This window comes from Streptomyces sp. NPDC049813 (assembly GCF_044465085.1).
In the GTDB taxonomy this organism is placed as follows: Bacteria; Actinomycetota; Actinomycetes; order Streptomycetales; family Streptomycetaceae; genus Streptomyces.
Genome location: NZ_JBITLI010000012.1, coordinates 224,372 through 248,782 on the forward strand (window position 1 = coordinate 224,372; position 24,411 = coordinate 248,782).

The 24,411-nt window shown below is 72.4% G+C and carries 20 protein-coding genes; 16 read left to right on the forward strand and 4 right to left on the reverse strand.

Features of this window, described 5'->3' with window-relative positions:
- Window positions 1–148: 148 nt before the first annotated feature.
- The 4 genes from ACIBW6_RS24425 to ACIBW6_RS24440 all read right to left on the reverse strand — a co-directional run bounded on the left by ACIBW6_RS24425 (window position 149) and on the right by ACIBW6_RS24440 (window position 5,787).
- Window positions 149–2,566, reverse strand: a complete 2,418-nt coding sequence (locus ACIBW6_RS24425) for a DUF3488 and DUF4129 domain-containing transglutaminase family protein (protein ID WP_399062988.1) — start codon at window positions 2,564–2,566, stop codon at window positions 149–151.
- The gene (locus ACIBW6_RS24430) at window positions 2,563–3,987 is read right to left on the reverse strand and encodes a DUF58 domain-containing protein (RefSeq protein WP_399062990.1); all 1,425 of its coding nucleotides are present in this window, start codon (window positions 3,985–3,987) and stop codon (window positions 2,563–2,565) included. The genes ACIBW6_RS24425 and ACIBW6_RS24430 overlap by 4 nt, the downstream gene beginning before the upstream one ends.
- Entirely contained in the window at window positions 3,987–5,027 is a 1,041-nt protein-coding gene (locus tag ACIBW6_RS24435) for an AAA family ATPase (protein ID WP_399062993.1), read from the reverse strand. Before ACIBW6_RS24435 ends, ACIBW6_RS24430 begins: the two co-directional genes overlap by 1 nt.
- A gap of 217 nt (window positions 5,028–5,244) precedes the next feature.
- Window positions 5,245–5,787 carry a beta-class carbonic anhydrase gene (locus ACIBW6_RS24440; protein ID WP_399062996.1) on the reverse strand — a complete coding sequence of 181 codons (543 nt, stop codon included), beginning with the start codon at window positions 5,785–5,787 and terminating at the stop codon, window positions 5,245–5,247.
- 405 nt (window positions 5,788–6,192) lie between these two features.
- On the opposite strand from ACIBW6_RS24440, the gene rsmH reads away from it, so the two are divergent.
- The 16 genes from rsmH (at window position 6,193) to ACIBW6_RS24520 (ending at window position 24,281) form a co-directional block, all read left to right on the forward strand.
- Window positions 6,193–7,149 carry a 16S rRNA (cytosine(1402)-N(4))-methyltransferase RsmH gene (gene rsmH / locus ACIBW6_RS24445; RefSeq protein WP_399062998.1) on the forward strand — a complete coding sequence of 319 codons (957 nt, stop codon included), beginning with the start codon at window positions 6,193–6,195 and terminating at the stop codon, window positions 7,147–7,149.
- Window positions 7,150–7,360: 211 nt separating this feature from the next.
- Window positions 7,361–7,858 carry a hypothetical protein gene (locus ACIBW6_RS24450; protein WP_399063120.1) on the forward strand — a complete coding sequence of 166 codons (498 nt, stop codon included), beginning with the start codon at window positions 7,361–7,363 and terminating at the stop codon, window positions 7,856–7,858.
- Between the two features lie 4 nt (window positions 7,859–7,862).
- Window positions 7,863–9,827, forward strand: a complete 1,965-nt coding sequence (locus ACIBW6_RS24455) for a peptidoglycan D,D-transpeptidase FtsI family protein (protein ID WP_399063001.1) — start codon at window positions 7,863–7,865, stop codon at window positions 9,825–9,827.
- A 59-nt stretch (window positions 9,828–9,886) separates the two neighbouring features.
- Window positions 9,887–11,626 carry a UDP-N-acetylmuramoyl-L-alanyl-D-glutamate--2,6-diaminopimelate ligase gene (locus tag ACIBW6_RS24460; RefSeq protein WP_399063003.1) on the forward strand — a complete coding sequence of 580 codons (1,740 nt, stop codon included), beginning with the start codon at window positions 9,887–9,889 and terminating at the stop codon, window positions 11,624–11,626.
- 4 nt (window positions 11,627–11,630) lie between these two features.
- A complete protein-coding gene (murF, locus tag ACIBW6_RS24465) occupies window positions 11,631–13,025 on the forward strand; it encodes a UDP-N-acetylmuramoyl-tripeptide--D-alanyl-D-alanine ligase (protein WP_399063006.1) in 1,395 nt (464 codons plus the stop codon).
- Entirely contained in the window at window positions 13,022–14,095 is a 1,074-nt protein-coding gene (gene mraY / locus ACIBW6_RS24470; RefSeq protein WP_399063009.1) for a phospho-N-acetylmuramoyl-pentapeptide-transferase, read from the forward strand. Before murF ends, mraY begins: the two co-directional genes overlap by 4 nt.
- On the forward strand, window positions 14,077–15,519 hold the full coding sequence (gene murD, locus ACIBW6_RS24475) for a UDP-N-acetylmuramoyl-L-alanine--D-glutamate ligase (protein ID WP_399063011.1): 1,443 nt from the start codon (window positions 14,077–14,079) through the stop codon (window positions 15,517–15,519). Before mraY ends, murD begins: the two co-directional genes overlap by 19 nt.
- 116 nt (window positions 15,520–15,635) lie before the next feature.
- Window positions 15,636–16,949 (forward strand): putative lipid II flippase FtsW, encoded by a 1,314-nt coding sequence (ftsW, locus tag ACIBW6_RS24480; RefSeq protein WP_399063013.1) that lies wholly within the window; start codon window positions 15,636–15,638, stop codon window positions 16,947–16,949.
- A 6-nt stretch (window positions 16,950–16,955) separates the two neighbouring features.
- Window positions 16,956–18,044, forward strand: a complete 1,089-nt coding sequence (murG, locus tag ACIBW6_RS24485) for an undecaprenyldiphospho-muramoylpentapeptide beta-N-acetylglucosaminyltransferase (RefSeq protein ID WP_399063015.1) — start codon at window positions 16,956–16,958, stop codon at window positions 18,042–18,044.
- A gap of 28 nt (window positions 18,045–18,072) precedes the next feature.
- Window positions 18,073–18,885: a cell division protein FtsQ/DivIB gene (locus ACIBW6_RS24490; protein WP_399063018.1), complete on the forward strand. Its 813-nt coding sequence runs from the start codon at window positions 18,073–18,075 to the stop codon at window positions 18,883–18,885.
- A gap of 288 nt (window positions 18,886–19,173) precedes the next feature.
- Complete coding sequence (ftsZ, locus tag ACIBW6_RS24495; protein WP_399063021.1) at window positions 19,174–20,403, forward strand: cell division protein FtsZ; 1,230 nt, start codon at window positions 19,174–19,176, stop codon at window positions 20,401–20,403.
- Window positions 20,404–20,434: 31 nt separating this feature from the next.
- Window positions 20,435–21,175 (forward strand): peptidoglycan editing factor PgeF, encoded by a 741-nt coding sequence (gene pgeF, locus ACIBW6_RS24500; protein ID WP_399063023.1) that lies wholly within the window; start codon window positions 20,435–20,437, stop codon window positions 21,173–21,175.
- 6 nt (window positions 21,176–21,181) lie between these two features.
- Window positions 21,182–21,910 (forward strand): YggS family pyridoxal phosphate-dependent enzyme, encoded by a 729-nt coding sequence (locus ACIBW6_RS24505; protein ID WP_399063025.1) that lies wholly within the window; start codon window positions 21,182–21,184, stop codon window positions 21,908–21,910.
- Between the two features lie 126 nt (window positions 21,911–22,036).
- A complete protein-coding gene (locus tag ACIBW6_RS24510; protein ID WP_356491173.1) occupies window positions 22,037–22,687 on the forward strand; it encodes a cell division protein SepF in 651 nt (216 codons plus the stop codon).
- A 72-nt stretch (window positions 22,688–22,759) separates the two neighbouring features.
- The gene (locus tag ACIBW6_RS24515; RefSeq protein ID WP_399063028.1) at window positions 22,760–23,050 is read left to right on the forward strand and encodes a YggT family protein; all 291 of its coding nucleotides are present in this window, start codon (window positions 22,760–22,762) and stop codon (window positions 23,048–23,050) included.
- A 46-nt stretch (window positions 23,051–23,096) separates the two neighbouring features.
- Window positions 23,097–24,281: a DivIVA domain-containing protein gene (locus ACIBW6_RS24520; RefSeq protein ID WP_399063030.1), complete on the forward strand. Its 1,185-nt coding sequence runs from the start codon at window positions 23,097–23,099 to the stop codon at window positions 24,279–24,281.
- Window positions 24,282–24,411: the final 130 nt, after the last annotated feature.

Genomic DNA, 24,411 nt, shown 5'->3' on the forward strand with positions numbered 1-24,411 from the left:
GCGGGGGGGGGTTGGACCCGCTCCCCGGAGCATTGTCCCTAGGTTGCCCGGGCATGTCGCCGCCCCGGCACACTGAGGTCCGGCAACGCGCCGGGGGCCCCCCCCCCCCGGGGGGGGCGGGGCCCCACGCCGTGCTCAGCGGCCGCGGTCAACTCTCCTGCCCCGTCGGGTGAGGGCGGGAGCGCCGGGCGAGCACCGCCGACCAGCGCTCCCGGAGCCGGACCCGGAACGACTCCCAGCGCCGCGAGAGCGCCCAGACCACCCGGACGGCCGAGCGGGGCGCCAGCGTCGCCCGCAGCCGCGCCGGGCCGCTCACCTTGGCGTGCAGCGCGGCGTACACGTGCCGCACGTCCTCGCCCAGGCCCGCGACCGGCACCGGCCGCGGCGCGTACAGCACCTGCTCCACCGCCCGGGCCACCCGGCCGAGGGCCGCGGCGGCCGGCGGCTCCAGCTGGCCCAGCCGCACGATGCGGTCCGCCGTCCGGCGCGGGGTCCGCGCCTCGTCCGGGGCGATGCCGTGATCCCAGGCGGTGTCCGTGACCTCCCGCCAGGCCGCCAGCGTGCGCGCGCCGATGTCGGTGTCCGTCCGCCCGGCCGGACCGAGCCGCAGCGATCTGACCCGGCGCCGCCACATCATCGGCAGCAGCGGCACCACGACGACCACCAGGGCGGCCAGGGTCACCAGCAGGATGCCCCCGATCGGCGGGCCGTCGTCCGGGGTCTCCCCGGCGACCGCCGGAGACGTGTCACCGCAGCTGCCGTCCCGGCGCTGCGCCGCCGAGCAGCTCTCCGACGACGAGGGCTGCGCGGCCGAGGGCGCCGAGGAGGCGGACGCGCTCGGCGCCGCCGGGTCGCTCGGGCCGCCCACCGGGGCGGTGTCCTGCGTGTACTCCGGGACCGAGCCGCGGTTCGGCGTCGGCTCGAAGCGGGTCCAGCCCACCCCCTCGAAGTACAGCTCCGGCCAGGCGTGCGCGTCGCGCAGGCCCACCGTGTACGAGCCCCCGCCCGCCGGGGAGCCGGGCGTGAAGCCGACCGCGACCCGGGCCGGGATGCCCAGCGTCCTGGCCATCGCCGCCATCGAGAAGGAGAAGTGGACGCAGAAGCCCTCCTTCTGCTTCAGGAACCGGGCGATGGCCGCGGACCCGCTGCCCGCCTGCACCTCGGTGTTGTACGTGAAGCCGCCGTTCACGGCGAAGTAGTCCTGCAGTTCGACCGCGCGCTCGTAGTTGTCCGTCGCGCCCGCCGTGACCCGCTGCGCGGTCCTGCGCACCACGTCCGGCAGTGAGCCCGGCACCTTGGTGAACTCGCGCGCGATGTCCGCGGGCGGCGCCCCGGCGTCCCGCAACTGCTCCGCGGTCGGCCGCACGATCAGGCTGTCGACGGTGTACGACTTGCCGCGCGTCGTCTGCCCGTGGTCGCCCACCAGGGTCCGGCCGACCTGCTCGAAGCGCCAGCGCCCGTCGATCGCCACCCGGGTGGCCGGGTACGGCATCGGCAGCCAGTCCTGCGCGTACCAGTCGGCCGCGGAGATCCGGGTCCTGACCTCGGTCCTGCCGATGCCCGCGTCCAGGCCCGGCGGGCCCGGCAGCGGGGACGGCACGTCGGTGATGCTGCGGACCGAGGGGCGCCACGTCGTGCCGTCGAACTCGTCGAGCGCGACGATCCGCAGATACATGTCGGAGGTCTGTTCGGCATCGGTCCGGTAGGACATCACCGTGCGGTCCTCCGGCTGGTTCAGGCTGTTCTGCAGCGAGACCAGGGGGTTGACCGCGGAGATGGTGCCGCCGCCGCCCGAACCGGGGCCCACACCGGAGCCGGACGGACCGATCAGGCCACCGTCCATGGCCGGCAGGAAGTACGGCACGATCGCGGCGATGCCGAGCACCAGCACACCGATGCGGCGGCCGGTGCGCACCGGGGCGAGCGCGCCGGTCCGGCCGTCCTGGCCCGGTCCGCCGGGCACCCGCCCGGTGCCGCCGAACACCCGGCCCCACTGCGACAGCCGGTCCCGGCTCTCCGCGAGCAGGAGCAGCAGATAGCCGCCGGCCGCGCCGAGGAACCACAGCCAGTCGATCCAGCTGTCGGAGAGCCCCGCGGCGACCGAGTACAGCGCCAGCAGCGGCAGGCCCGCCGGCGCCGCGCTGCGGAAGGTGACCGCGAGCGCGTCCACCATGAGGCCGATCACCAGCGCGCCGCCGACCAGCATCAGCCGGATGCCGTCCGTGAGCGGCGCCGGGATCATGTACCGGCCGATGTCGTCGCCGCCCGCCTCCAGCAGCGCGCCGAACCGCCCGAAGGCCTCCGGGCCCGGCACGATCGCGCCGAGCGCCTGCTCGTGCGCGAAGACGAGGGTGAGCAGCAGCAGGGAGACCAGGGCCTGGGCCGCGACCGTCAGCGGCCGCGCCAGCGGCACCCTGCGGGCCGCGGCGCCCACCGCGGCCTGGATCACCAGCAGGATCCCGGCCTGGAGGATCCATGTCGACCTGTCGACAAGGGGGAGCAGTGCGCACGAGGCCAGGAAGGTGGCCAGCGTGGCACAGACCGTCAGCCGCGCACCGCCGCTCATGACCGGCCTCCCGTGCTGGTCGGCGCCGCGGTCCCGGTGCGCTCGCGGTCCGCCTGCCGCCACATGGAGACGACCGAGGCGCCCGGCGGCACGGCCACCGCGGTCCAGCCCGCCTCCTGGAGCAGACGCAGCCGCCGCGCGCACTGCGGTGAGACCGGCGCGCCCGGCCCCTGCGACCAGCCGGCGCCGTCCAGGAGGAAGGCGATCGCCCCTCTGCTGCGCTGCCGCATCCGTGCGGCCACCGCGGCCTGCTCCTCGTCCAGGTCGCCGAAGAAGGCGACCAGAAGTCCTTCGTTGCCCCCGCGCAGCACGTCGTAGGCGGCGGAGAGCGTGTACGTGTCGGAGTGGTCGACGACGGCGAGCGTGTCCATCAGCAGGCCCGCCGCGTCCGCCGACCCCTGGCCGACGCCCGCGAAACCGTCCGTGCCCTCGCCCGGTGCCGCGCTGCCGCTGTCGGTCAACAGCCGGACGGAGAAGCCCCGTTCCAGCATGTGGACCAGGACGGAGGCCGCGCCGGACACCGCCCACTCGAACGCCGAGTCGGGGCCCGCGCCCTGGAAGGCCGGCCCGCGGGTGTCGAGCAGCACGGTGCAGCGGGCCCGCTGCGGCTGCTCCTCGCGACGCACCATCAGCTCGCCGTAGCGGGCCGTCGAGCGCCAGTGGACGCGGCGCAGGTCGTCGCCGTACCGGTAGCCGCGCGGGATCACGTCGTCCTCACCGGCCAGCGCGAGCGAGCGCTGCCGCCCGTCCCCGTACCCCGTGGCCTCGCCGGCCAGCCGGACCGGCGGCAGCGGCTCCACGTGCGGGATCACCGTCAGGGTGTCGTACGTGGCGAAGGACCGGGTCAGCTCGCACATGCCGAACGGGTCGGTGAGGCGCAGTTGCAGCGGGCCCAGCGGGTAGCGGCCGCGCAGGTCCGAGCGGACCCGGTAGGACACCTCGCGGCGGCCGCCCGCCTCGACGCGGTCCAGGACGAAGCGGGGGCGCGGCCCGAGCACGTAGGGCACCCGGTCCTGGAGCATGAGCAGGCCGGTGGGCAGCCGCGAGACGTTGTCCATCCGCAGGTGCACCCGCGCCTCGGAACCGGCGGGCACCCGCGCCGGGGAGAGGCGGCGGCTGCCCGCGACCCGGTAGCGGGTGCGGTACAGCACGCCCGCGCAGACCAGGGGGAGGACCGTCAGCAGCAGACCGACCCGGAGCAGATCGCTCTGCCCCAGGACGTACGCGCAGACCGTCGCGGCGATCCCGGCCGCGAGGAACGACCGGCCGCGTGTGGTCAGCCCGGCGAGCGCGGTGCGCAGGCCGCTCTTGTCCCCTTTGTCGCCCGTGCCGTCCGTCGTGCCGCCCGTACCGTCCGGCGCGCTGTCGCCGCCCGTGAAACCGCCCCCGGGGTCCGCCGCGGGGTACCCCCCTGCCGCCATCACAGGCCCCGGGCGCCGGGCGGCTGCTGGCCGTAGAGCGGAGGAGCCGTGGGATAGCCCTGGGGCGCGCGGGTCTCGGCCGCCGGGACCGGGATGCGCTGGAGGATGTCGTGGACGACCTGCTCGGCCGTGCGCCGGTTCAACTGGGCCTGCGCGGTGGGCAGCAGCCGGTGCGCCAGCACCGCGACGGCCAGCGCCTGCACGTCGTCGGGGAGCGCGTACTCCCGGCCGCCGAGCGCCGCCGCGGCCTTGGCCGCGCGCAGCAGATGCAGCGTCGCGCGCGGCGACGCGCCGAGTCTGAGGTCCGGGTGGGTGCGCGTGGCCGCCACCAGGTCGACCGCGTAGCGCCGGACGGGGTCGGCGACATGGACGGTGCGCACGGCGTCGACCAGCTTCACGATGTCGTGCGCGTGCGCCACCGGCTGGAGATCGTCCAGCGGCGAGGCGCCCCCGTGGACGTCGAGCATCTGCAACTCGGCCTCCGGGCTGGGATAGCCGATGGAGACGCGCGCCATGAAGCGGTCGCGCTGGGCCTCGGGCAGCGGGTACGTGCCCTCCATCTCGACCGGGTTCTGCGTGGCCACCACCATGAAGGGGCTCGGCAGTTCGTAGGTCCTGCCGTCGATGGTGACCTGGCGCTCCTCCATGGACTCCAGGAGCGCGGACTGCGTCTTCGGGGACGCCCGGTTGATCTCGTCGCCGATCACGATCTGCGCGAAGATCGCCCCCGGCTTGAACTCGAAGTCCTGGCGCTGCTGGTCCCAGATGGAGACCCCGGTGATGTCCGAGGGCAGCAGGTCGGGCGTGAACTGGATGCGCCGCACCGAGCAGTCGATGGACCGCGCCAGCGCCTTGGCCAGCATCGTCTTGCCGACACCCGGCACATCCTCGATGAGCAGGTGCCCCTCCGCCAGCAGCACCGTCAGCGAAAGCCGTACGACCTCCGGCTTGCCCTCGATCACACCCTCCACCGACTCGCGCACCCGCTCCACGGTGGTGGTCAGATCAGTGAGGCTCGCTCGATCGTCATAGGTCGTCACCCGGCCCTCCTCGGCCCTACGCTCCCGGGCCGACGCTCTGCGATGCGTGACCGGCCCACCCCGAAACACGGACACCACGCGCGAGGAGTTCCGTCGCTCGCGCGGGGTGCCACACACGCATTCTTGTTGCCGTAACCGGTTCGTGTCACTCGCCTGTGGACAACTGGCCGCGATATGTCAGGCCTTACGACCTTTTGAGGGCATGCCTGCTGTGAGGTCAGCGGGGCTGGACCTCCCGCAGTTCGCCCGTCTTCACGTCGAGGACAAAGCCGCGCACGTCGTCGGTGTGCGGCAGGAAGGGCGAGGTGCGCACCTTCTCGACGGCCTGCCGGACGTCCTGCTCGACGTCGGCGAACCCCTCCACGGCCCAGCTGGGCCGCTGCCCGACCTCCAGTTCGAGCTCGTGCCGGAACTCCTCGCCGAGCCCCTCCATGCCGCAGCCGCTGTGGTGGACGACGAGCACGCTGCGGGTGCCGAGCGCGCGCTGGCTGATGGTCAGCGACCGGATCACGTCGTCGGTGACGGCGCCGCCCGCGTTGCGCATGAAGTGGCAGTCGCCCAGTTCCAGGCCGAGCGCGGGGTACAGGTCGAGGCGGGCGTCCATGCACGTGACGACGGCGACGCGCGCGGCGGGGCGCGCGCTCAGGCCGGGGTCGCTGAACGCGGCGGCGTACCGCGCGTTCGCCTCGACACAGCGGTCGGTCACGGAGGCGGCGCCCGCTATGGCGTTGTCGGAGGAGCTGGCAGGAGAAGTCGTCATGGTGACGACGGTAGTCGGCGGGGACGCCCGGAGCCCGCTGTGGGAGGGGACAAAGAACGTGATCGCGCCTTGTTGTGAGCCACTCCACAGCCGGGCCCGGCCGCGTCCGAACGGGTGAACCGGCCGGCCGCGCGGCGCCCACCCGCCGGTCCGCGACGCGCAGGGCGGTTGATTGACCGAGGGGCACCGTGGACTAAAGTGACGCCGAACCCCAATAACGAAGCAACACGGAGATCCCGGCGCCGCCGGACGCTCCCCGCGTGCGCGGCGCGTACGTACGGCTCGGCCTCCTCCCGCTCCGGTCGGCCGGCGTCCCTTCCCCGGCGCCGACGGACCCCATCCCCTTCAGGAGCGGGCGGGGACCCGGCAGTGCGTACGACCGCCCGCCGGACCTGAGAGGGCCCCTTGAGTCAGCGACACGTTCCGGTGATGCTCCAGCGCTGCCTGGACCTGTTGGCCCCGGCACTCGCCCAGCCGGGGGCGGTCGTCGTCGACTGCACGCTCGGCCTCGGCGGGCACAGTGAGGCCCTCCTCGCCACCTTCCCCTCGTGCCGGCTCGTCGCCCTCGACCGCGACAAGGAAGCGCTGCGCCTGTCCGGCGAGCGCCTCGCCCGCTTCGGCGACCGGGCCACGCTCGTGCACGCCGTCTACGACGAGCTGCCCGAGGTCCTGGAGCGGCTGGAGATCCCGCGCGTCCAGGGCGTCCTGTTCGACCTCGGCGTCTCCTCCATGCAGCTCGACGAGGCCGACCGCGGCTTCGCCTACGCGCAGGACGCGCCGCTGGACATGCGCATGGACCAGAGCGCCGGGGTGAGCGCCGCCGAGGTCCTGAACACGTACGCGCCGGGCGAGTTGGTGCGGATCCTGCGCCAGTACGGCGAGGAGAAGCAGGCCAAGCGGATCGTCTCGGCCATCGTGCGCGAGCGCGAGAAGGAGCCGTTCAGCAACAGCGCCCGGCTCGTCGACCTGATCCGCGACGCACTGCCGCAGGCCGCCAAGCGCACCGGCGGCAACCCCGCCAAGCGCACCTTCCAGGCGCTGCGCATCGAGGTCAACGGCGAGCTGAGCGTGCTGGAGCGGGCCGTCCCCGCCGCCGTCGGCGCGCTCGCGGTCGGCGGCCGGATCGCCGTCCTGTCGTACCACTCGCTGGAGGACCGGCTGGTCAAGCAGGTCTTCGCGGCCGGTGCCGCCACCACGGCGCCGCCCGGACTGCCCGTCGTCCCCGAGCGCTACCAGCCCCGGCTCAAGCTGCTCACCCGCGGTGCCGAACTCCCCACGGAGGAAGAGGTCGCCGAGAACCGCCGGGCCGCTCCGGCACGGCTGCGGGGTGCGCAGCGCATCCGCGAGGAGGTCGCCGAGTGAGGCACGCGCGCGTGGAGAGGTGGTCATGACCGCCAGGAGCGGCTCGAAGGACGGCAACGAGGCCGGGAGAGCGCGAGGGGCCCGCGGCGCCCGGGGTCCCGGACGCGCTCCCGCCCCCAAGGCGAAGGCGCCCGCGGCCCAAGCACCCCCGGCCGGGAAACCCAGGAAACCCGGCGGCGCCGGCGCCCCGCCCGCCGGCCGGGCCGCCCGGCTGGCGCGGCTCCTGCCGGTCGCGCCGGGCGGCGGCGCGCAGGCCGCGCGGACCCCGTTCGTCCTCCTCGTCGTCCTGCTCCTCGGCGGCGGCCTCATCACCCTGCTGCTGCTGAACTCCTCGCTCAACGAAGGATCGTTCAAGCTCAGCAAGCTCAAGAAGCAGACCACCGAGCTGACCGACGACGAACAGCAACTCCAGCGCGACGTCGACTCCTACTCGGCCCCCGACGCCCTCCGGCGCCGCGCCCGCGAACTCGGCATGGTGACGGGCGGCGACCCCGCCTTCCTCGCCCCGGACGGCACGGTCCGCGGGGTGCCGAGCAAGGCCGCGCTCACCGCGCCGGCGTACCGGCCCGCGCCCCCGCCGGAGGCCCTCGCCACGTCCCCGGCCGCGCCGCAGCCGACCACGGCGCCGCCCGCCGCCCCCACCCCCGTGCCCGCGCAGCCGGCCCCGGCGACGCCCGCGGCCCCCGCTCCTTCGAACCCCGGCAGGTGACGCCATGACCGACAGGGAGCCCCCGCGCCGCCGCGTGCCAGGACCCGCGCGCTCGGCCCGCACGTCCCGGCCCGCTCCCCAGCGGCGCCCGGGCCCCGGCGGGCGCCCCGCCGCGCGGCGCCCGCGCGCCGGGGCGGGCCGGGCGAGCGCTCCGCTGCGCCTGGGCAGCCCCCGGCCCCGGCTGCGCATGGTGAGCCTGGGCCTCACGCTCGTCCTGCTGGTCTTCGTCGTACGGCTCCTGCAGGTGCAGGGCGTCGACGCGAGCGCGTACGCGGCCAAGGCCGAGCTGAACCGGTACGTCAGCCACACCATCGCCGCCGAGCGCGGCGACATCACCGACCGCAGCGGCGTCTCCCTGGCGACGAGCGTGGACGCGTACGACATCACCGCGGACCCGACGCTGTTCACCGAGAAGGCCACCCGGCTCAAGGACGCGCCCGAGCAGGCGGCGGCGCTCCTGTCGCCGATCGTCGGGGTGGACGCGGGCCAGCTGGCCGCGAAGCTGCGGACCAAGGACACCCGGTACGTGCGGTTGGCCGCCCGGCAGACGCCGCAGGTCTGGAAGCAGATCAAGGACCTCAGGTCGACGCTGAACGACAAGGCGAACGCCGAGGGCCGGGCGGGCGGCGTGCTCGCCGGGGTCCTCGCCGACCCCAGCAGCAAGCGCGTGTACCCCAACAAGGACCTCGCCGCCGGGATACTGGGCTGGGTCAACGCCGACGGCAAGGGCGGCGGCGGTGTCGAGCAGCAGCTCGACAAGAAGCTCGCGGGCAAGGACGGCAAGATCCGCTACGCCCAGTCCGGCGGGCAGCAGGTGCCGACCGCCGGCAGCACCGAGCAGCCCGCGGTGGCCGGTTCGGACGTCGAGCTGACCATCGACCGTGACATCCAGTGGGCCGCGCAGGACGCGATCAGCGAGCAGGTCGCCAAGTCCCAGGCGGACCGCGGCTACGTCATAGTGCAGGACACGCAGACCGGCGAGGTCCTGGCGATGGCGAACGCGCCCGGCTTTGACCCCAACGACCTGTCGCAGGCGAACGCGACGGCCCTGGGCAACGCCGCGCTCCAGGACGCCTTCGAGCCCGGCTCCACCGCCAAGGTCATGTCGATGGCGGCGATCCTGGAGGAGAACGCGGCCACGCCGCTGACCCACGTCACGGTGCCCAACCGGCTGCACCGCGGCGACCGGCTCTTCCAGGACGACATCGACCACGCGACCTGGCACCTCACGCTCAACGGCGTCCTCGCCAAGTCCAGCAACATCGGCACGATCCTCGCCACCGGCCAGCTCGGCGCCACCCAGCCGAAGGCCAACCGGACCCTCTACTCCTACCTGCGCAAGTTCGGCATCGGCCGGCCCAGCGGGCTCGGCTTCCCCGGCGAGACCGCGGGCATCCTCGCCCCGGCCGGCAAGTGGTCGACGTCGCAGCAGTACACGATCCCCTTCGGGCAGGGCTTCTCCATCAACGCCATGCAGGCGGCCTCCGTGTACTCGACGATCGCCAACGACGGCGTCCGCATCGAACCGACCTTCGTGCGGGGCGAGAAGGGCCCCGACGGCCGGTTCACGCCCGCGCCCCGGCCCAAGGAGACCCGGGTCGTCAGCGCCAGGACGGCCAAGACGGTCGCGAAGATGCTGGAGTCGGTCGTCGACGACGAGGAAGGCACCGGCACCAAGGCCCGCATCCCCGGCTACCGCGTCGCCGGCAAGACCGGCACCGCCAACCGCGTCGACCCCGACACCGGCCGCTACAAGGGGTACACGTCCTCGTTCGCCGGTTTCGCGCCCGCCGACAAGCCGCGCGTGACCGTCTACTGCGCCATCCAGAACGCGACCCGGGGCAGCTACTTCGGCGGTCAGATCTGCGGGCCCATCTACAAGCAGGTCATGGAGTTCGCCCTGAAGACCCTCCAAGTCCCGCCCACGGGCACCAAGTCCGCACGGTTGCCCGTCACGTTCAAGCCATGACGGCCAGTACCTGCCGTGACCATGATCACCTCACCCGGTGAAGACACCCTGAAGAGCTCGTGACAACCAACACCCCGGACGCCGGGAACCACCGGCCGCCGCACCCCTCTCCCGCCCGCCGCCCGGCACCGCCTTCGAACGACGGTGCTGCGCGCCGAGGGCCCTCTTTTAGCCCAGCGGGGGGTGCGCCCGGTACGCTCACCGCCGTGCCACACGCTGATCAGTCCCAAACCACCCAGAAGGGCGCACCCGTGACGTATCCCGGGCCGCCGCGGCCGGTCGAGGTCTCCGCCACCCCCCTCGCGGAACTGGCAGCTCAGCTGGGTGTCCCCGTGCCCCGGACGGCCGACGCGGCAGCGAGCCTCCCCGGCGTCCGCGGCATCACCCACGACTCCCGCGCCGTGCGCCCCGGCGACCTGTACGCGGCCCTGCCCGGCGCCCGCGCCCACGGCGCCGACTTCGCCGCCCAGGCCGCCACCCTCGGCGCGGTCGCCGCCCTCACCGACCCGGCCGGCGCCGACCGCGTCGCCGAGGCCGGGCTGCTGCCGCTCGTCGTGGAGAACCCGCGCGCCGCCATGGGCGAGCTGGCCGCCACGATCTACGGCCACCCGGGCACGGATTTGCTCCAGATCGGCATCACCGGCACCTCCGGCAAGACCACCACGGCGTACCTCGTCGAGGGCGGCCTGAAGTCGGTCCGCTCGACCGGGCTCATCGGCACCGTCGAGATGCGCATCGGCGACGAGCGCATCAAGTCCGAGCGGACCACCCCGGAGGCCACCGACCTCCAGGCGCTCTTCGCGGTCATGCGCGAGCGCGGCGTCGAGGCCGTCGCCATGGAGGTCTCCAGCCACGCCCTCGTGCTCGGCCGGGTCGACGGCTGCGTCTTCGACGTCGCCGTCTTCAACAACCTCAGCCCGGAGCACATGGAGTTCCACTCCGGCATGGAGGACTACTTCCAGGCCAAGGCGCAGCTGTTCACACACGCACGCAGCAAACAGGGTGTGGTGAACCTCGACGACGAGTACGGGCGGCGGCTGGTCTCCCAGTGCGCGGCGGCGGGGTACCCCGTCGTCACGTTCTCCGCGGAGGGCCACCCCGACGCCGGCTGGCGCGCCGAGGACGTCGAAGTCGGCCCGCTCGGCTCGACGTTGACCGTCGTCGGCCCCCAGGGGCAGCGGATCGCCGCCAGGGCCCCGCTGCCGGGCGCCTTCAACGTGGCCAACACCCTCGCCGCCGTCGTCACCCTCGCCGTCGCCGGGATCGACCCGCAGACCGCCGCCGACGGCGTCGCCGCCGTCCCCGGGGTGCCGGGCCGCCTGGAGCGCGTGGACGCGGGCCAGAAGTACCTCGCCGTCGTCGACTACGCGCACAAGACCGACGCCGTCGAGTCCGTCCTGCGGGCGCTGCGCAAGGTCACCGAGAACAAGCTGCACATCGTGCTGGGCTGCGGCGGCGACCGGGACAGGACCAAGCGGATGCCGATGGGCGCCGCCGCCGCCCGGTTCGCCGACACGGCCATCCTCACCTCCGACAACCCGCGCGGCGAGGACCCCCTCGCCATCCTCGCCACCATGCTGGCGGGCGCCGCCGACGTCCCGGCGCACGAGCGCGGCGACGTCGCCGTCTTCGAGGACCGGGCCGCCGCCATCGCCGCGGCCGTCGCCCGGGCCCGGCCCGGCGACACGGTGCTCGTCGCGGGCAAGGGCCACGAACAGGGCCAGGACATCGCCGGGGTGGTGCGTCCCTTCGACGACCGCCTGGTGCTTCGCGAAGCCATCGAGCAAACCCAGGGATGAAGTTGTGATCGCCCTCTCCCTCGCCGAGATCGCCTCAGTCACCGGCGGGCAGACGTACGACATACCGGAACCGCAGGTCCAGGTCACCGGGCCGGTCGTGATCGACTCGCGCAAGGTCGAGGCCGGCAGCCTGTTCGCCGCGTTCGCCGGCGAGCGCGTGGACGGCCACGACTACGCGCGCGAGGTCGTGGACAAGGGCGCGGCCGCCGTCCTGGCGTCCCGCCCCGTCGGCGTGCCCGCCGTGGTCGTCGACGACGTGCAGGCGGCGCTCGGCGCCCTCGCCCGGCACGTCGTCGAGCGGCTCGGCGCCACCCTCGTCGCGCTGACCGGTTCGGCCGGCAAGACCAGCACCAAGGACCTGATCGCCCAGGTGCTGCGCCGCAAGGCCCCCACGATCTTCACGCCCGGCTCGTTCAACAACGAGATCGGCCTGCCGCTGACCGCCCTGTCCGCCACCGACGAGACGCGGTTCCTCGTCCTGGAGATGGGTGCCCGCGGCATCGGCCACATCCAGTACCTGACGAGCCTGACCCCGCCCCGGGTCGGCGTCGTCCTGAACGTGGGCTCCGCGCACATCGGCGAGTTCGGCGGCAAGCAGCAGATCGCACAAGCGAAGGGCGAGCTGGTCGAGTCGCTGCCCGCCGACGGCACCGCGATCCTCAACGCGGACGATCCGCTCGTACGGGCCATGGCGTCCCGTACGAAGGCGAAGGTGCTGCTCTTCGGGGAGGCCGCGGAAGCCGACGTACGTGCCGAGAATGTCCGGCTCACGGAGAACGGACAGCCTGCCTTCAGCCTTCACACACCCACCGGGTGCAGCGAAGTGACCTTGCGCCTGTACGGTGAGCACCACGTGTCGAACGCGCTCGCCGCGGCCGCCGTCGCCCATGACCTTGGCATGTCCGTACAGGAGATCGCGCTGGCGCTCTCCGAGGCGGGCTCCCTGTCCCGCTGGCGGATGGAGGTCACCGAGCGTTCGGACGGCGTCACGATCGTCAACGACGCCTACAACGCGAACCCCGAGTCCATGCGAGCGGCCCTGCGCGCGCTGGTGGCCATGGGCCGGGGGCGGCGGACGTGGGCGGTGCTCGGGCAGATGGCCGAGCTCGGCGACGAGGCGCTGACCGAGCACGACGCGGTCGGACGGCTCGCCGTCCGGCTCAACGTCAGCAAGCTCGTGGCAGTCGGGGGCAGGGAAGCGTCCTGGTTGCGACTGGGCGCCTATAACGAGGGTTCGTGGGGTGAGGAGTCGGTGCACGTGTCCGACGCACAGGCGGCGATCGACCTGTTGCGCAGCGAGCTGCGCCCGGGTGACGTCGTGCTCGTGAAGGCCTCCAGGTCGGTGGGCCTGGAGAGCGTGGCACAGGCGCTGCTCGAGGGCGAGGTCGATGCCCGATGATGAAGCAGATCCTCTTCGCGGGCGTGATCGGGCTCTTCCTGACCCTGATCGGTACGCCGCTGCTCATCAAGCTCCTCGCGCGCAAGGGCTACGGCCAGTACATCCGCGACGACGGCCCGCGCGAGCACCATGCCAAGCGCGGTACGCCGACCATGGGTGGTATCGCCTTCATCCTGGCGACCCTCATCGCGTACTTCCTGTCGAAGCTGATCACCGGCGCGACCCCGACCCTGTCGGGCCTGCTCGTGCTCGGCCTGATGGCCGGCATGGGCCTGGTCGGCTTCCTCGACGACTACATCAAGATCGTCAAGCGGCGCTCGCTCGGTCTGCGGGCCAAGGCGAAGATGGCCGGGCAGCTCACGGTCGGCATCGCCTTCGCGGTGCTCTCCCTGCAGTTCGCCGACGCCCGGGGGCAGACCCCGGCCTCCACCCGGCTCTCCTTCGTGGAGGACTTCGGCTGGACGATCGGCCCGGTGCTCTTCGTCGTCTGGGCGCTGTTCATGATCCTCGCGATGTCGAACGGCGTGAACCTCACCGACGGCCTCGACGGCCTCGCCACCGGCGCCTCCGTGATGGTCTTCGGCGCCTACACCTTCATCGGCGTCTGGCAGTTCCAGGAGTCCTGCGCCAACGCGCAGACCCTCACCAACCCAGCGGCGTGTTTCGAGGTCAGAGACCCACTGGACCTGGCCGTGGTCGCGTCGGCCCTGATGGGCGCCTGCTTCGGCTTCCTGTGGTGGAACACCTCGCCCGCCAAGATCTTCATGGGCGACACCGGCTCGCTGGCGCTCGGCGGCGCCCTCGCCGGCCTCGCGATCTGCTCGCGCACCGAACTGCTGCTCGCCCTGCTCGGCGGCCTCTTCGTGATGATCACGATGTCCGTGGTCATCCAGGTCGGCTCGTTCAAGATGACCGGAAAGCGCGTCTTCCGCATGGCGCCGCTCCAGCACCATTTCGAACTCAAGGGGTGGTCCGAAGTCCTTGTGGTGGTCCGCTTCTGGATCATCCAGGGCATGTGCGTGATCGTCGGACTCGGCCTCTTCTACGCAGGATGGGCAGCCAAGAAGTGACATCTGGTCAGGGCTCCTGGCAGGGGACTGCCATCACCGTCGCCGGTCTCGGCGTGAGCGGCCTCAGCGCCGCCCGCGCCCTGGCCGGCCTCGGCGCGTCCGTCACCGTCGTGGACGGCGGCGACGGCCCCGCCCAGCGCGACAAGGCGGCTCTCCTTGAGGAAGAGGGCATCTCCGTCCGCCTGGGGGACGCCACCACGCTGCCCGAGGGCACCGAACTGGTCGTCACCTCGCCCGGCTGGAAGCCCTCCTCGCCGCTCTTCGCGGCGGCCGCCGACGCGGGCGTCGACGTCATCGGCGACGTCGAGCTCGCCTGGCGGCTGCGCGGCCCCGACGCGGCGCCCTGGCTCGCCGTCACCGGCACCAACGGCAAGACCACCACCACGCAGATGCTCGCGTCGATCCTGACCGCGGCCGGCCTGCGCACGGCGGCCGTCGGCAACATCGGCACACCGATCGTCGACGTCGTCCTCGAAGGGGACGCCGCCTACGACGTGTTCGCCGTCGAGCTCTCCTCGTACCAGCTGCACTGGGCGCCCTCGCTGCGCGCCCACTCCGGCGCCGTCCTCAACCTCGCGCCCGACCACCTGGACTGGCACGGCTCCATGGAGGCCTACGCCGCCGACAAAGGCCGCATCTACGAGGGCAACCAGGTCGCCTGCGTCTACAACCTCGCCGACCCGGCCACCGAGCGCCTGGTCCGCGCCGCCGACGTCGAGGAGGGCTGCCGGGCGATCGGCTTCACCCTCGGCACCCCCGGCCCCTCCGAACTCGGCGTCGTCGAGGGCATCCTGGTCGACCGGGCCTTCGTCGAGGACCGGCGCACCAGCGCCCAGGAACTGGCCGAGGTCACCGACGTCACCCCGGCGGCCCCCCACAACATCGCCAACGCCCTCGCGGCCGCCGCCCTCGCCCGCGCCTTCGGCGTCGAGCCGGGCGCCGTCCGCGACGGACTGCGCGCCTTCACCCCCGACGCCCACCGCATCGCCCACGTCGCCGACGTCGCCGAGGTCGCCTACGTGGACGACTCCAAGGCGACCAACACCCACGCCGCGCAGGCCTCGTTGGCCGCGTACGAGTCGATCGTGTGGATCGCCGGCGGCCTCGCCAAGGGCGCGACCTTCGACGAGCTGGTCGCGGACGCCGCGAAGCGGCTGCGGGGCGTCGTCCTGATCGGCGCCGACCGGGCCCTGATCCGCGAAGCCCTGGAGCGACACGCGCCGGAAGTCCCGGTCGTCGACCTCGACCGGACCGACACTGGGGCGATGTCCGCGGCGGTCCAGGAGGCGGCACGGCTCGCCCGTCCGGGGGACACCGTGCTGATGGCCCCGGCCTGCGCGTCCATGGACATGTTCACCAACTACAACAAGCGCGGCGAGGCGTTCGCACAAGCGGTGCGCGAACTCGGCGCCGCCGGCGTCTGACGGTACCTTCGGGCGCCCGGTGACGCCGGGCACCCCTTGGGAGGGGAACGTGGCAGCGGACCACCGACAAGCCTGCACGCCGAGCAAGCAGTACGGCGCACCGTGGGGGAGCGGCCATGGCCGGTAGCAGCGCACGCACCACCAAGCGCCCCCCGGCGCCGCCGCGCAGGACCAGCCGGGTCTACCGGGCGCGCGCCAACCCCGCCCGCCGCCTGTACACGCAGGCACGGCGTGCCTGGGACCGGCCGCTCACCGCGTACTACCTGATCCTCGGCTCCGCGCTGCTCATCACCGGGCTCGGCCTGGTGATGGTCTACTCGGCGTCCATGATCACGGCCCTCCAGATGGGCCTGTCCAGCTCCTACTTCTTCCGCAAGCAGTTCGTCGCGGCCGTCCTCGGCTCGCTCCTGCTGGTGCTCGCCATGCGGATGCCGGTCAAGCTCCACCGGGCCCTCGCCTACCCGATCCTCGCCGTCAGCGTCTTCCTGATGGTTTTGGTGCAGGTGCCGGGGATAGGAGTGTCGATCAACGGCAACCAGAACTGGATCTCGCTCGGCGGCCCGTTCATGCTCCAGCCCAGCGAGTTCGGGAAGCTGGCGCTCATCCTGTGGGGCGCCGACCTGCTGGCGCGCAAGCACGACAAGCGCCTGCTCAACCAGTGGAAGCACATGCTGGTGCCGCTGGTCCCGATGGCCTTCCTGCTGCTCGGCCTGATCATGCTCGGCGGCGACATGGGCACGGCGATCCTGCTCACGGCCATCCTCTTCGGCCTGTTGTGGCTGGCCGGCGCCCCCACCCGGCTCTTCGTCGGCGTCCTGTCCGTGGCCGGCGCGATCGGCATCATGCTCATCAAGACCAGCCCGAACCGGATGGCCCGGCTCGCCTGCCTGGGCCGCGCCGACGCGGGCCCCGACGACATGTGCTGGCAGGGACTGCACGGGATCTACGCCCTGGCGTCCGGCGGATTCTTCGGCTCCGGCCTCGGCGCCAGCGTGGAGAAATGGGGCCAACTTCCCGAAGCGCACACCGACTTCATCTTCGCCATCACCGGTGAGGAACTGGGCCTGTCCGGGACGCTGTCGGTGCTCGCCCTGTTCGCGGCTCTAGGCTATGCGGGTATCCGCGTGGCCGGACGCACGGAGGACCCCTTCGTGAGATATGCCGCGGGAGGCGTGACCACCTGGATCACGGCGCAGGCCGTGGTCAACATCGGTGCGGTGCTCGGCCTGTTGCCGATCGCCGGGGTCCCGCTCCCGCTCTTCTCGTACGGGGGGTCCGCGCTGCTGCCGACCATGTTCGCCGTAGGCCTGCTGATCGCGTTCGCGCGGGACGAGCCCGCGGCGCGGGCGGCCCTGGCCATGCGGCAGCCTCGGATGAGATGGAACACGATGCGACGGCGCGCCTCGGCGCGTACGTCCGGAGAGCGGTGAATTTCGGTGCATGTCGTACTCGCCGGTGGGGGGACCGCCGGCCACATCGAGCCGGCGCTCGCCCTCGCGGACGCCCTGCGCAGGCAGGACCCGACCGTGGGGATCACGGCGCTCGGCACGGAGCGCGGCCTGGAGACCCGTCTCGTACCGGAGCGCGGCTACGACCTGGCCCTGATCCCCGCCGTGCCGCTGCCCCGCAAACCCACCCCGGAGCTGATCACGGTTCCCGGGCGGCTGCGCGGCACCATCAAGGCGGCCGAGCAGATCCTGGAGCGCACGAAGGCGGACTGCGTCGTCGGCTTCGGCGGCTATGTCGCGCTGCCCGGCTACCTCGCCGCCAAGCGCGCGGGCGTCCCGATCGTCGTGCACGAGGCCAACGCCCGGCCGGGCCTCGCCAACAAGATCGGCTCCCGGTACGCGGCGGGCGTCGCCGTCTCCACCCCGGACAGCAAGCTGCGTGACTCCCGCTACATCGGCATCCCGCTGCGCCGCACCATCGCCATGCTGGACCGGGCGGCGGTCCGCCCCGAGGCGCGCGCCACGTTCGGCCTCGACCCGAACCTGCCGACGCTGCTGGTCTCCGGCGGCTCGCAGGGCGCCCGCCACCTGAACGAGGTGGTACAGCGCGTCGCGCCGCTGCTCCAGCAGTCCGGCATCCAGATCCTGCACGTGGTCGGCCCGAAGAACGAACTGCCGCAGGTGCAGCAGATGCCGGGAATGCCCCCCTATATCCCGGTACCGTACGTGGACCGGATGGACCTCGCGTACGCCGCGGCCGACATGATGCTCTGCCGCGCGGGCGCGATGACCGTCGCCGAGCTCTCCGCCGTCGGGCTCCCGGCCGCCTACGTCCCGCTGCCCATCGGCAACGGCGAACAGCGGCTCAACGCCCAGCCGGTGGTCAAGGCGGGCGGCGGCCTGCTGGTCGACGACGCCGAACTGACCCCCGAGTGGGTCCAGGGCAACGTCCTGCCGGTGCTGGCCGACCCGCACCGGCTGTACGAGATGTCCCGGGCCGCCTCGGAGTTCGGCCGCCGGGACGCCGACGACCTGCTCGTCGGAATGGTGTACGAGGCGATCAACTCACGCCGCTAGGGGCGTACGACAGGTGAGGCAGGGCAGCGTGGCCGGAGCGACCACCGCGGACCGCGGCGAACGGGACGACGCCGAGGCGTCCGCATCCGGCCCGCCCCCGCCGCCCCGCAGGCTGCGCCTGCCCGGCCTGCGGGTCCTGCTGCCGGCCGGGGTCCTGCTCGTCCTGGCCGGCGCGGGCGGCGGCTGGCTCCTGTACGGCTCGCAGTGGCTGCGCGTGGAGCGCGTCACCGTCTCCGGCACCGGTGTCATCACACCCGCGCAGGTGCGCGCCGCCGCCGCGGCACCGGTCGGCGCCCCGCTGGTGACCGTGGACACCGACGCCCTCGCGGAGCGGATCCGCCGGAAGCTGCCGCGCATCGACGCGGTGGACGTGGAGCGTTCCTGGCCGCACGAGATCGGGCTGAAAGTGACGGAGCGTCAACCTGTCCTCGTCGTCGAAAGCGCGGCGAACGCGGGCAAGTTCGTCGAGGTGGACCACGAGGGCGTGCGTTTCGCGACAGTCGACAAGGCGCCCAAGGGCGTTCCCCGGCTGGAACTGACGCCGAACAGCGGCGGCGCGGCCGCGAGTCTGCGACGCTTCGGACCCGACCGGCTGGTCCGGGAGGCCGTCCGGGTCGCGGACCGCCTGCCCGGCGCGGTCGCCCGGGACACCCGTACCGTCAAGGCCCGTTCGTACGACGACATCGCGCTGGAACTCACCGGCGGGCGCGAGGTGGTCTGGGGAAGCGCCGAGGAAGGGGAACGCAAGGCGCATGTGCTCACCCTCCTCATGAAAGCCGCTCCCAAGGCCCGGCACTATGACGTGAGTGTGCCCACCGCCCCTGCCTCATCGGGGAGTTGACGCACATCAGTGCAGGCCAGCACCCTGGTTGGGCAGCGCTACGGCTGATCACATAGGGTGAAAAGAAAAACGGGAGGTTCGGCGTGTTCGTTGAACGTGCGCCACTTGTCGACTTAGTGTCAGGTTCGGAAGAGTCCAGGGAACAGACACACTGGTAACCCTAAACTTCACCGTTAGGGTTCGGGTCGGCAGTCGACTAGTAGTCCGGACCGTCCCCATTCGACATCAGTCGTCTCCTCGGCAGAACGCGAGGCGGCGACACGTAACTCGAGGCGAGAGGCCTTCGACGTGGCAGCACCGCAGAACTACCTCGCAGTCATCAAAGTCATCGGTGTCGGCGGCGGTGGTGTCAATGCCATCAACCGGATGATCGAGGTCGGTCTCAAGGGCGTCGAGTTCATCGCCATCAACACCGACGCGCAAGCTCTGTTGATGAGCGACGCGGACGTCAAGCTCGACGTCGGCCGTGAACTCACCCGCGGACTCGGCGCCGGAGCCAATCCGGCAGTCGGCCGCAAGGCGGCCGAGGACCACCGCGAGGAGATCGAGGAGGTCCTCAAGGGGGCCGACATGGTCTTCGTCACCGCCGGTGAGGGCGGCGGCACCGGCACCGGCGGCGCACCCGTCGTCGCCAACATCGCCCGCTCGCTCGGCGCCCTGACGATCGGCGTGGTCACGCGCCCCTTCACCTTCGAGGGGCGTCGCCGGGCCAACCAGGCGGAGGACGGCATCGCCGAGCTCCGCGAAGAGGTCGACACCCTCATCGTCATCCCGAACGACCGGCTCCTGTCCATCTCGGACCGCCAGGTCTCCGTCCTCGACGCCTTCAAGTCGGCGGACCAGGTCCTGCTCTCCGGTGTCCAGGGCATCACCGACCTCATCACCACGCCCGGCCTGATCAACCTCGACTTCGCCGACGTCAAGTCGGTCATGTCCGAGGCCGGTTCGGCGCTCATGGGCATCGGCTCGGCCCGCGGCGACGACCGCGCGGTGGCCGCCGCCGAGATGGCGATCTCCTCGCCGCTCCTGGAGGCGTCCATCGACGGCGCCCGCGGGGTGCTGCTCTCCATCTCCGGCGGCAGCGACCTCGGCCTCTTCGAGATCAACGAAGCGGCCCAGCTGGTCAGCGAGGCGGCGCACCCCGAGGCGAACATCATCTTCGGCGCCGTGATCGACGACGCCCTCGGCGACGAGGTGCGGGTCACGGTCATCGCCGCCGGGTTCGACGGCGGACAGCCACCGGCCAAGCGGGACACCGTGATGGGCTCGTCGTCGGCCAAGCGCGAGGACCCGGTACCGGCCTCCCGTCCGGCGCCGGCCCCGGAACCGGCCCGTCCGGCCTTCGGCGGCCTCGGCAGCGTCACGCAGCGCGAGGAGCAGAAGCCGGCCGAGCCCACCGAGGCGCCCGCCCCGGTGAGCGAGGCGCCCGCCGCCCCGGTCACCCAGCCCCACGTCCCGCGGCCGTCCTACCCGGACAGCCAGGCCGAGGAGCTGGACGTCCCGGACTTCCTGAAGTGACGTTCCCGGGCACGAGGGGAACCGCACGGCAGTGATAGGTCAGCGGGAGACCGTACGTACGACGAGTGGCGCGCACTTCGCCTTCACCGACCGGTGGGGCGGGGTGAGCGCCGCTCCGTACGAGGAGCTCAATCTCGGCGGCGCGGTGGGCGACGACCGCGCCGCCGTGCTGCGCAACCGGGAGCTGGCGGCCGAGGCGCTCGGCCTCCAGGCGTCCCGGACCGTGTGGATGAACCAGGTGCACGGCCCCGACGTGGCGGTGGTGGACGGGCCCTGGGCCACGGACGCCGACATCCCGGCCGTCGACGCCCTGGTCACCACCCGGCGCCTGCTGCCGCTCGCCGTGCTCACCGCGGACTGCACCCCGGTCCTGCTGGCCGACCCGGTCGCCGGTGTCGTGGCCGCCGCCCATGCGGGACGGCCCGGCATGGTCGCCGGAGTCGTCCCCGCGGTGGTCGAGGCGATGGTGGGGCTCGGCGCGGATCCGGCCCGGATGGTGGCCCGCACCGGCCCCGCGGTCTGCGGCCGGTGCTACGAGGTGCCGGAGCGGATGCGGGCGGAGGTCGCCGCGGTGGAACCGGCGGCGTACGCCGAGACCAGCTGGGGCACCCCCGCCGTCGACGTGAGCGCCGGCGTCCACGCCCAGCTGGAGCGGCTCGGGGTGCGCGACCGGCAGCGGTCGCCGGTCTGCACGCGCGAGTCGCACGACCACTTCTCCTACCGTCGTGACCGGACCACGGGCCGGCTCGCGGGCTATGTCTGGCTGGATTGATACGACATGACGGACCTTCAGGGACGCACGGAAGAAATCACCGCGAACCTGGCCGCGGTGGAGGAACGTATCGCCAAGGCCTGTGCGGCGGCCGGCCGCCGGCGCGACGACGTGACCCTGATCGTGGTCACCAAGACCTACCCCGCCTCCGATGTGCGGATTCTCTCCGGACTCGGGGTGCGGCACGTCGCGGAGAACCGCGACCAGGACGCCGCCCCCAAGGCGCAGGAGTGCGCGGACCTGCCGCTCACCTGGCACTTCGTCGGGCAGTTGCAGACCAACAAGGTGCGTTCCGTGGTGGGTTATGCCGATCTGGTGCAGTCCGTGGACCGGGTGAAGCTCGTCACGGCGCTCGGCAAGGAGGCCGAGCGGGCGGGGCGCGAGGTCGGCTGCCTGATCCAGGTCGCGCTCGACGCGCAGGAGGACGGCCGGGGCGAGCGCGGGGGCGTGGGCGTCGGCGGGGTCGAGGAGTTGGCCGCGCGGGTGGCCGCGACGCCGGGCCTGCGGCTCGGCGGACTGATGACCGTCGCCCCGCTCACCGGGGCCTACGCCGGGCGGCAACAGGCGGCGTTCGAGCGGCTCATGGATTTGTCGACTGTCCTGCGCGCGGCTCATCCGGCTGCGAACATGGTGTCGGCAGGGATGAGTTCGGATCTCGAGCAGGCCGTGGCGGCCGGAGCGACACATGTGCGCGTCGGTACGGCGGTACTCGGAGTCCGACCCAGGCTCGGGTAACGTCGCCAAGAAGTCGGACCACAGCAGAAAATATGGTCATTCTCGCTGATGAGCGGGGAGATCACGTGGATCGCGGGCACTTTGGTTGACGTCAGCCGATCCACCACAGAGCGGAGGACTCAGAGCATGGCCGGCGCGATGCGCAAGATGGCGGTCTACCTCGGCCTCGTGGAGGACGATGGGTACGACGGCCGGGGGTTCGACCCCGACGACGACTTCGAACCCGAGCTCGACCCTGAGCCCGAGCGTGCCCCTCGACGGCACGACCGGCACGAACCGTCGCATCAGTCACACAACTCCCGCGCCGCAGAAGCGGACGAATCGGTACGAGTAGTACAGCCGCCCGCCCCGCGCGAGCCGGTGCGCCAGCCCGCGTCGGTCCCTGCTGATTCCGGACGTCCGGCGCGAATCGCCCCCGTGGCATCCATCACACCTGAACGTCAGAGCCTGGAGAAGAACGCACCGGTGATCATGCCCAAGGTCGTGTCCGAGCGGGAGCCCTACCGCATCACCACGCTGCACCCCCGGACCTACAACGAGGCCCGTACCATCGGGGAACACTTCCGTGAGGGCACTCCGGTGATCATGAATCTGACGGAGATGGACGACACCGACGCGAAGCGACTTGTCGACTTTGCCGCCGGTCTCGTCTTCGGTCTGCACGGCAGCATTGAGCGGGTGACCCAGAAGGTGTTCCTGTTGTCTCCTGCTAACGTCGATGTCACGGCGGAGGACAAGGCCCGTATCGCAGAGGGTGGGTTCTTCAACCAGAGCTGAGACGCAGCATCGGTTCGACGGCTGGCTCACCGCCAGTGAGGCACGAGAAACAGGGGAGAGGGAACCACCGACATGAGCGTGGTTTTGGATGTGGTCTACATCGCGCTGATGTGTTTCCTCATCGTGCTGATCTTCCGGCTGGTCATGGACTACGTCTTCCAGTTCGCCCGCTCGTGGCAACCCGGCAAGGCGATGGTGGTCGTTCTGGAGGCCACCTACACTGTCACTGATCCACCGCTCAAGCTTCTGCGGCGGGTCATCCCGCCGCTGCGTCTCGGGGGCGTGGCGCTCGACCTGTCCTTCTTCGTACTGATGATCATCGTCTACATCCTGATCACCGTCGTCAGGTCGGTGTCTGTGTGAACGATACGGTCTTGCCGAATGCCGACGACTACGTTGAGGTGAAGAGATGCCGTTGACCCCCGAGGACGTGCGGAACAAGCAGTTCACGACCGTCCGCCTCCGAGAAGGCTATGACGAGGACGAGGTCGATGCCTTCCTCGATGAGGTCGAAGCCGAACTGACCCGCCTGCTCCGCGAGAACGAGGACCTGCGCGCCAAGCTGGCCGCAGCCACCCGCGCCGCCGCGCAGAACCAGCAGCAGGGCGGTATGCGCAAGGGCCCCGGCGGTCCCGGTGGCCCCGAGGGCCAGGGCGGACCCCAGGACCAGCAGGGACCCCCGCAGGGTATGCGCGGTCCCGGCGCCCCGGTGCCCGCCGGGATATCGGGCCCGCCGCAGCAGCAGATGGGCGGCCCCATGGGCGGCCCGCCGCAGCTGCCGAGCGGCGCTCCGCAGCTTCCGGCCGGTCCCGGTGGCCACGGTCCGCAGGGACCCGGCCCGCAGGGTCCCGGTCCGATGGGCCAGGGCCCGATGGGTCAGGGTCCGATGCAGGGCCAGATGGGCGGCCAGCCGCAGCTGGGCGGACCGATGGGCGGCCCCATGGGCGGCCACGGCGGTCCTCCGCAGATGCAGCAGCCCGGCCAGGGCGGCCCCGGTGGCGACAGCGCCGCGCGGGTCCTCTCGCTGGCCCAGCAGACCGCCGACCAGGCGATCGCCGAGGCCCGCTCCGAGGCCAACAAGATCGTCGGTGAGGCCCGCAGCCGCGCCGAGGGTCTGGAGCGGGACGCCCGGGCGAAGGCCGACGCGCTGGAGCGGGACGCGCAGGAGAAGCACCGCGTCGCGATGGGCTCCCTGGAGTCCGCCCGCGCCACGCTGGAGCGTAAGGTCGAGGACCTGCGCGGCTTCGAGCGCGAGTACCGCACGCGGCTGAAGTCCTACCTGGAGTCGCAGCTGCGCCAGCTGGAGACCCAGGCCGACGACTCGCTGGCCCCGCCGCGGACCCCGGCGACCGCTTCGCTGCCGCCGTCCCCGGCGCCCTCGATGGCTCCGGCCGGCGCGGGTGCCCCGTCCTACGGCGGGAACCAGGGCATGGGTGGCAATCAGCAGAGTGGACCGTCGTACGGCGGCGGCCAGCAGCAGATGTCGCCGGCCATGACGCAGCCGATGGCACCGGTGCGGCCGCAGGCGCCGCAGCCGATGCAGCAGGCGCCCTCGCCGATGCGCGGGTTCCTCATCGACGAGGACGACAACTAAGGCGCTCCGCGCCTGTAGCAGGCGCCGGCGTTCATTCAGGCCGCGGCCCGGATCGTGTACAGCGATCCGGGCCGCGGCCTTTTTGCGTCACCGGGAGCGCCAAAGGATTCGGGAAAAGGGGGAGGCCCCG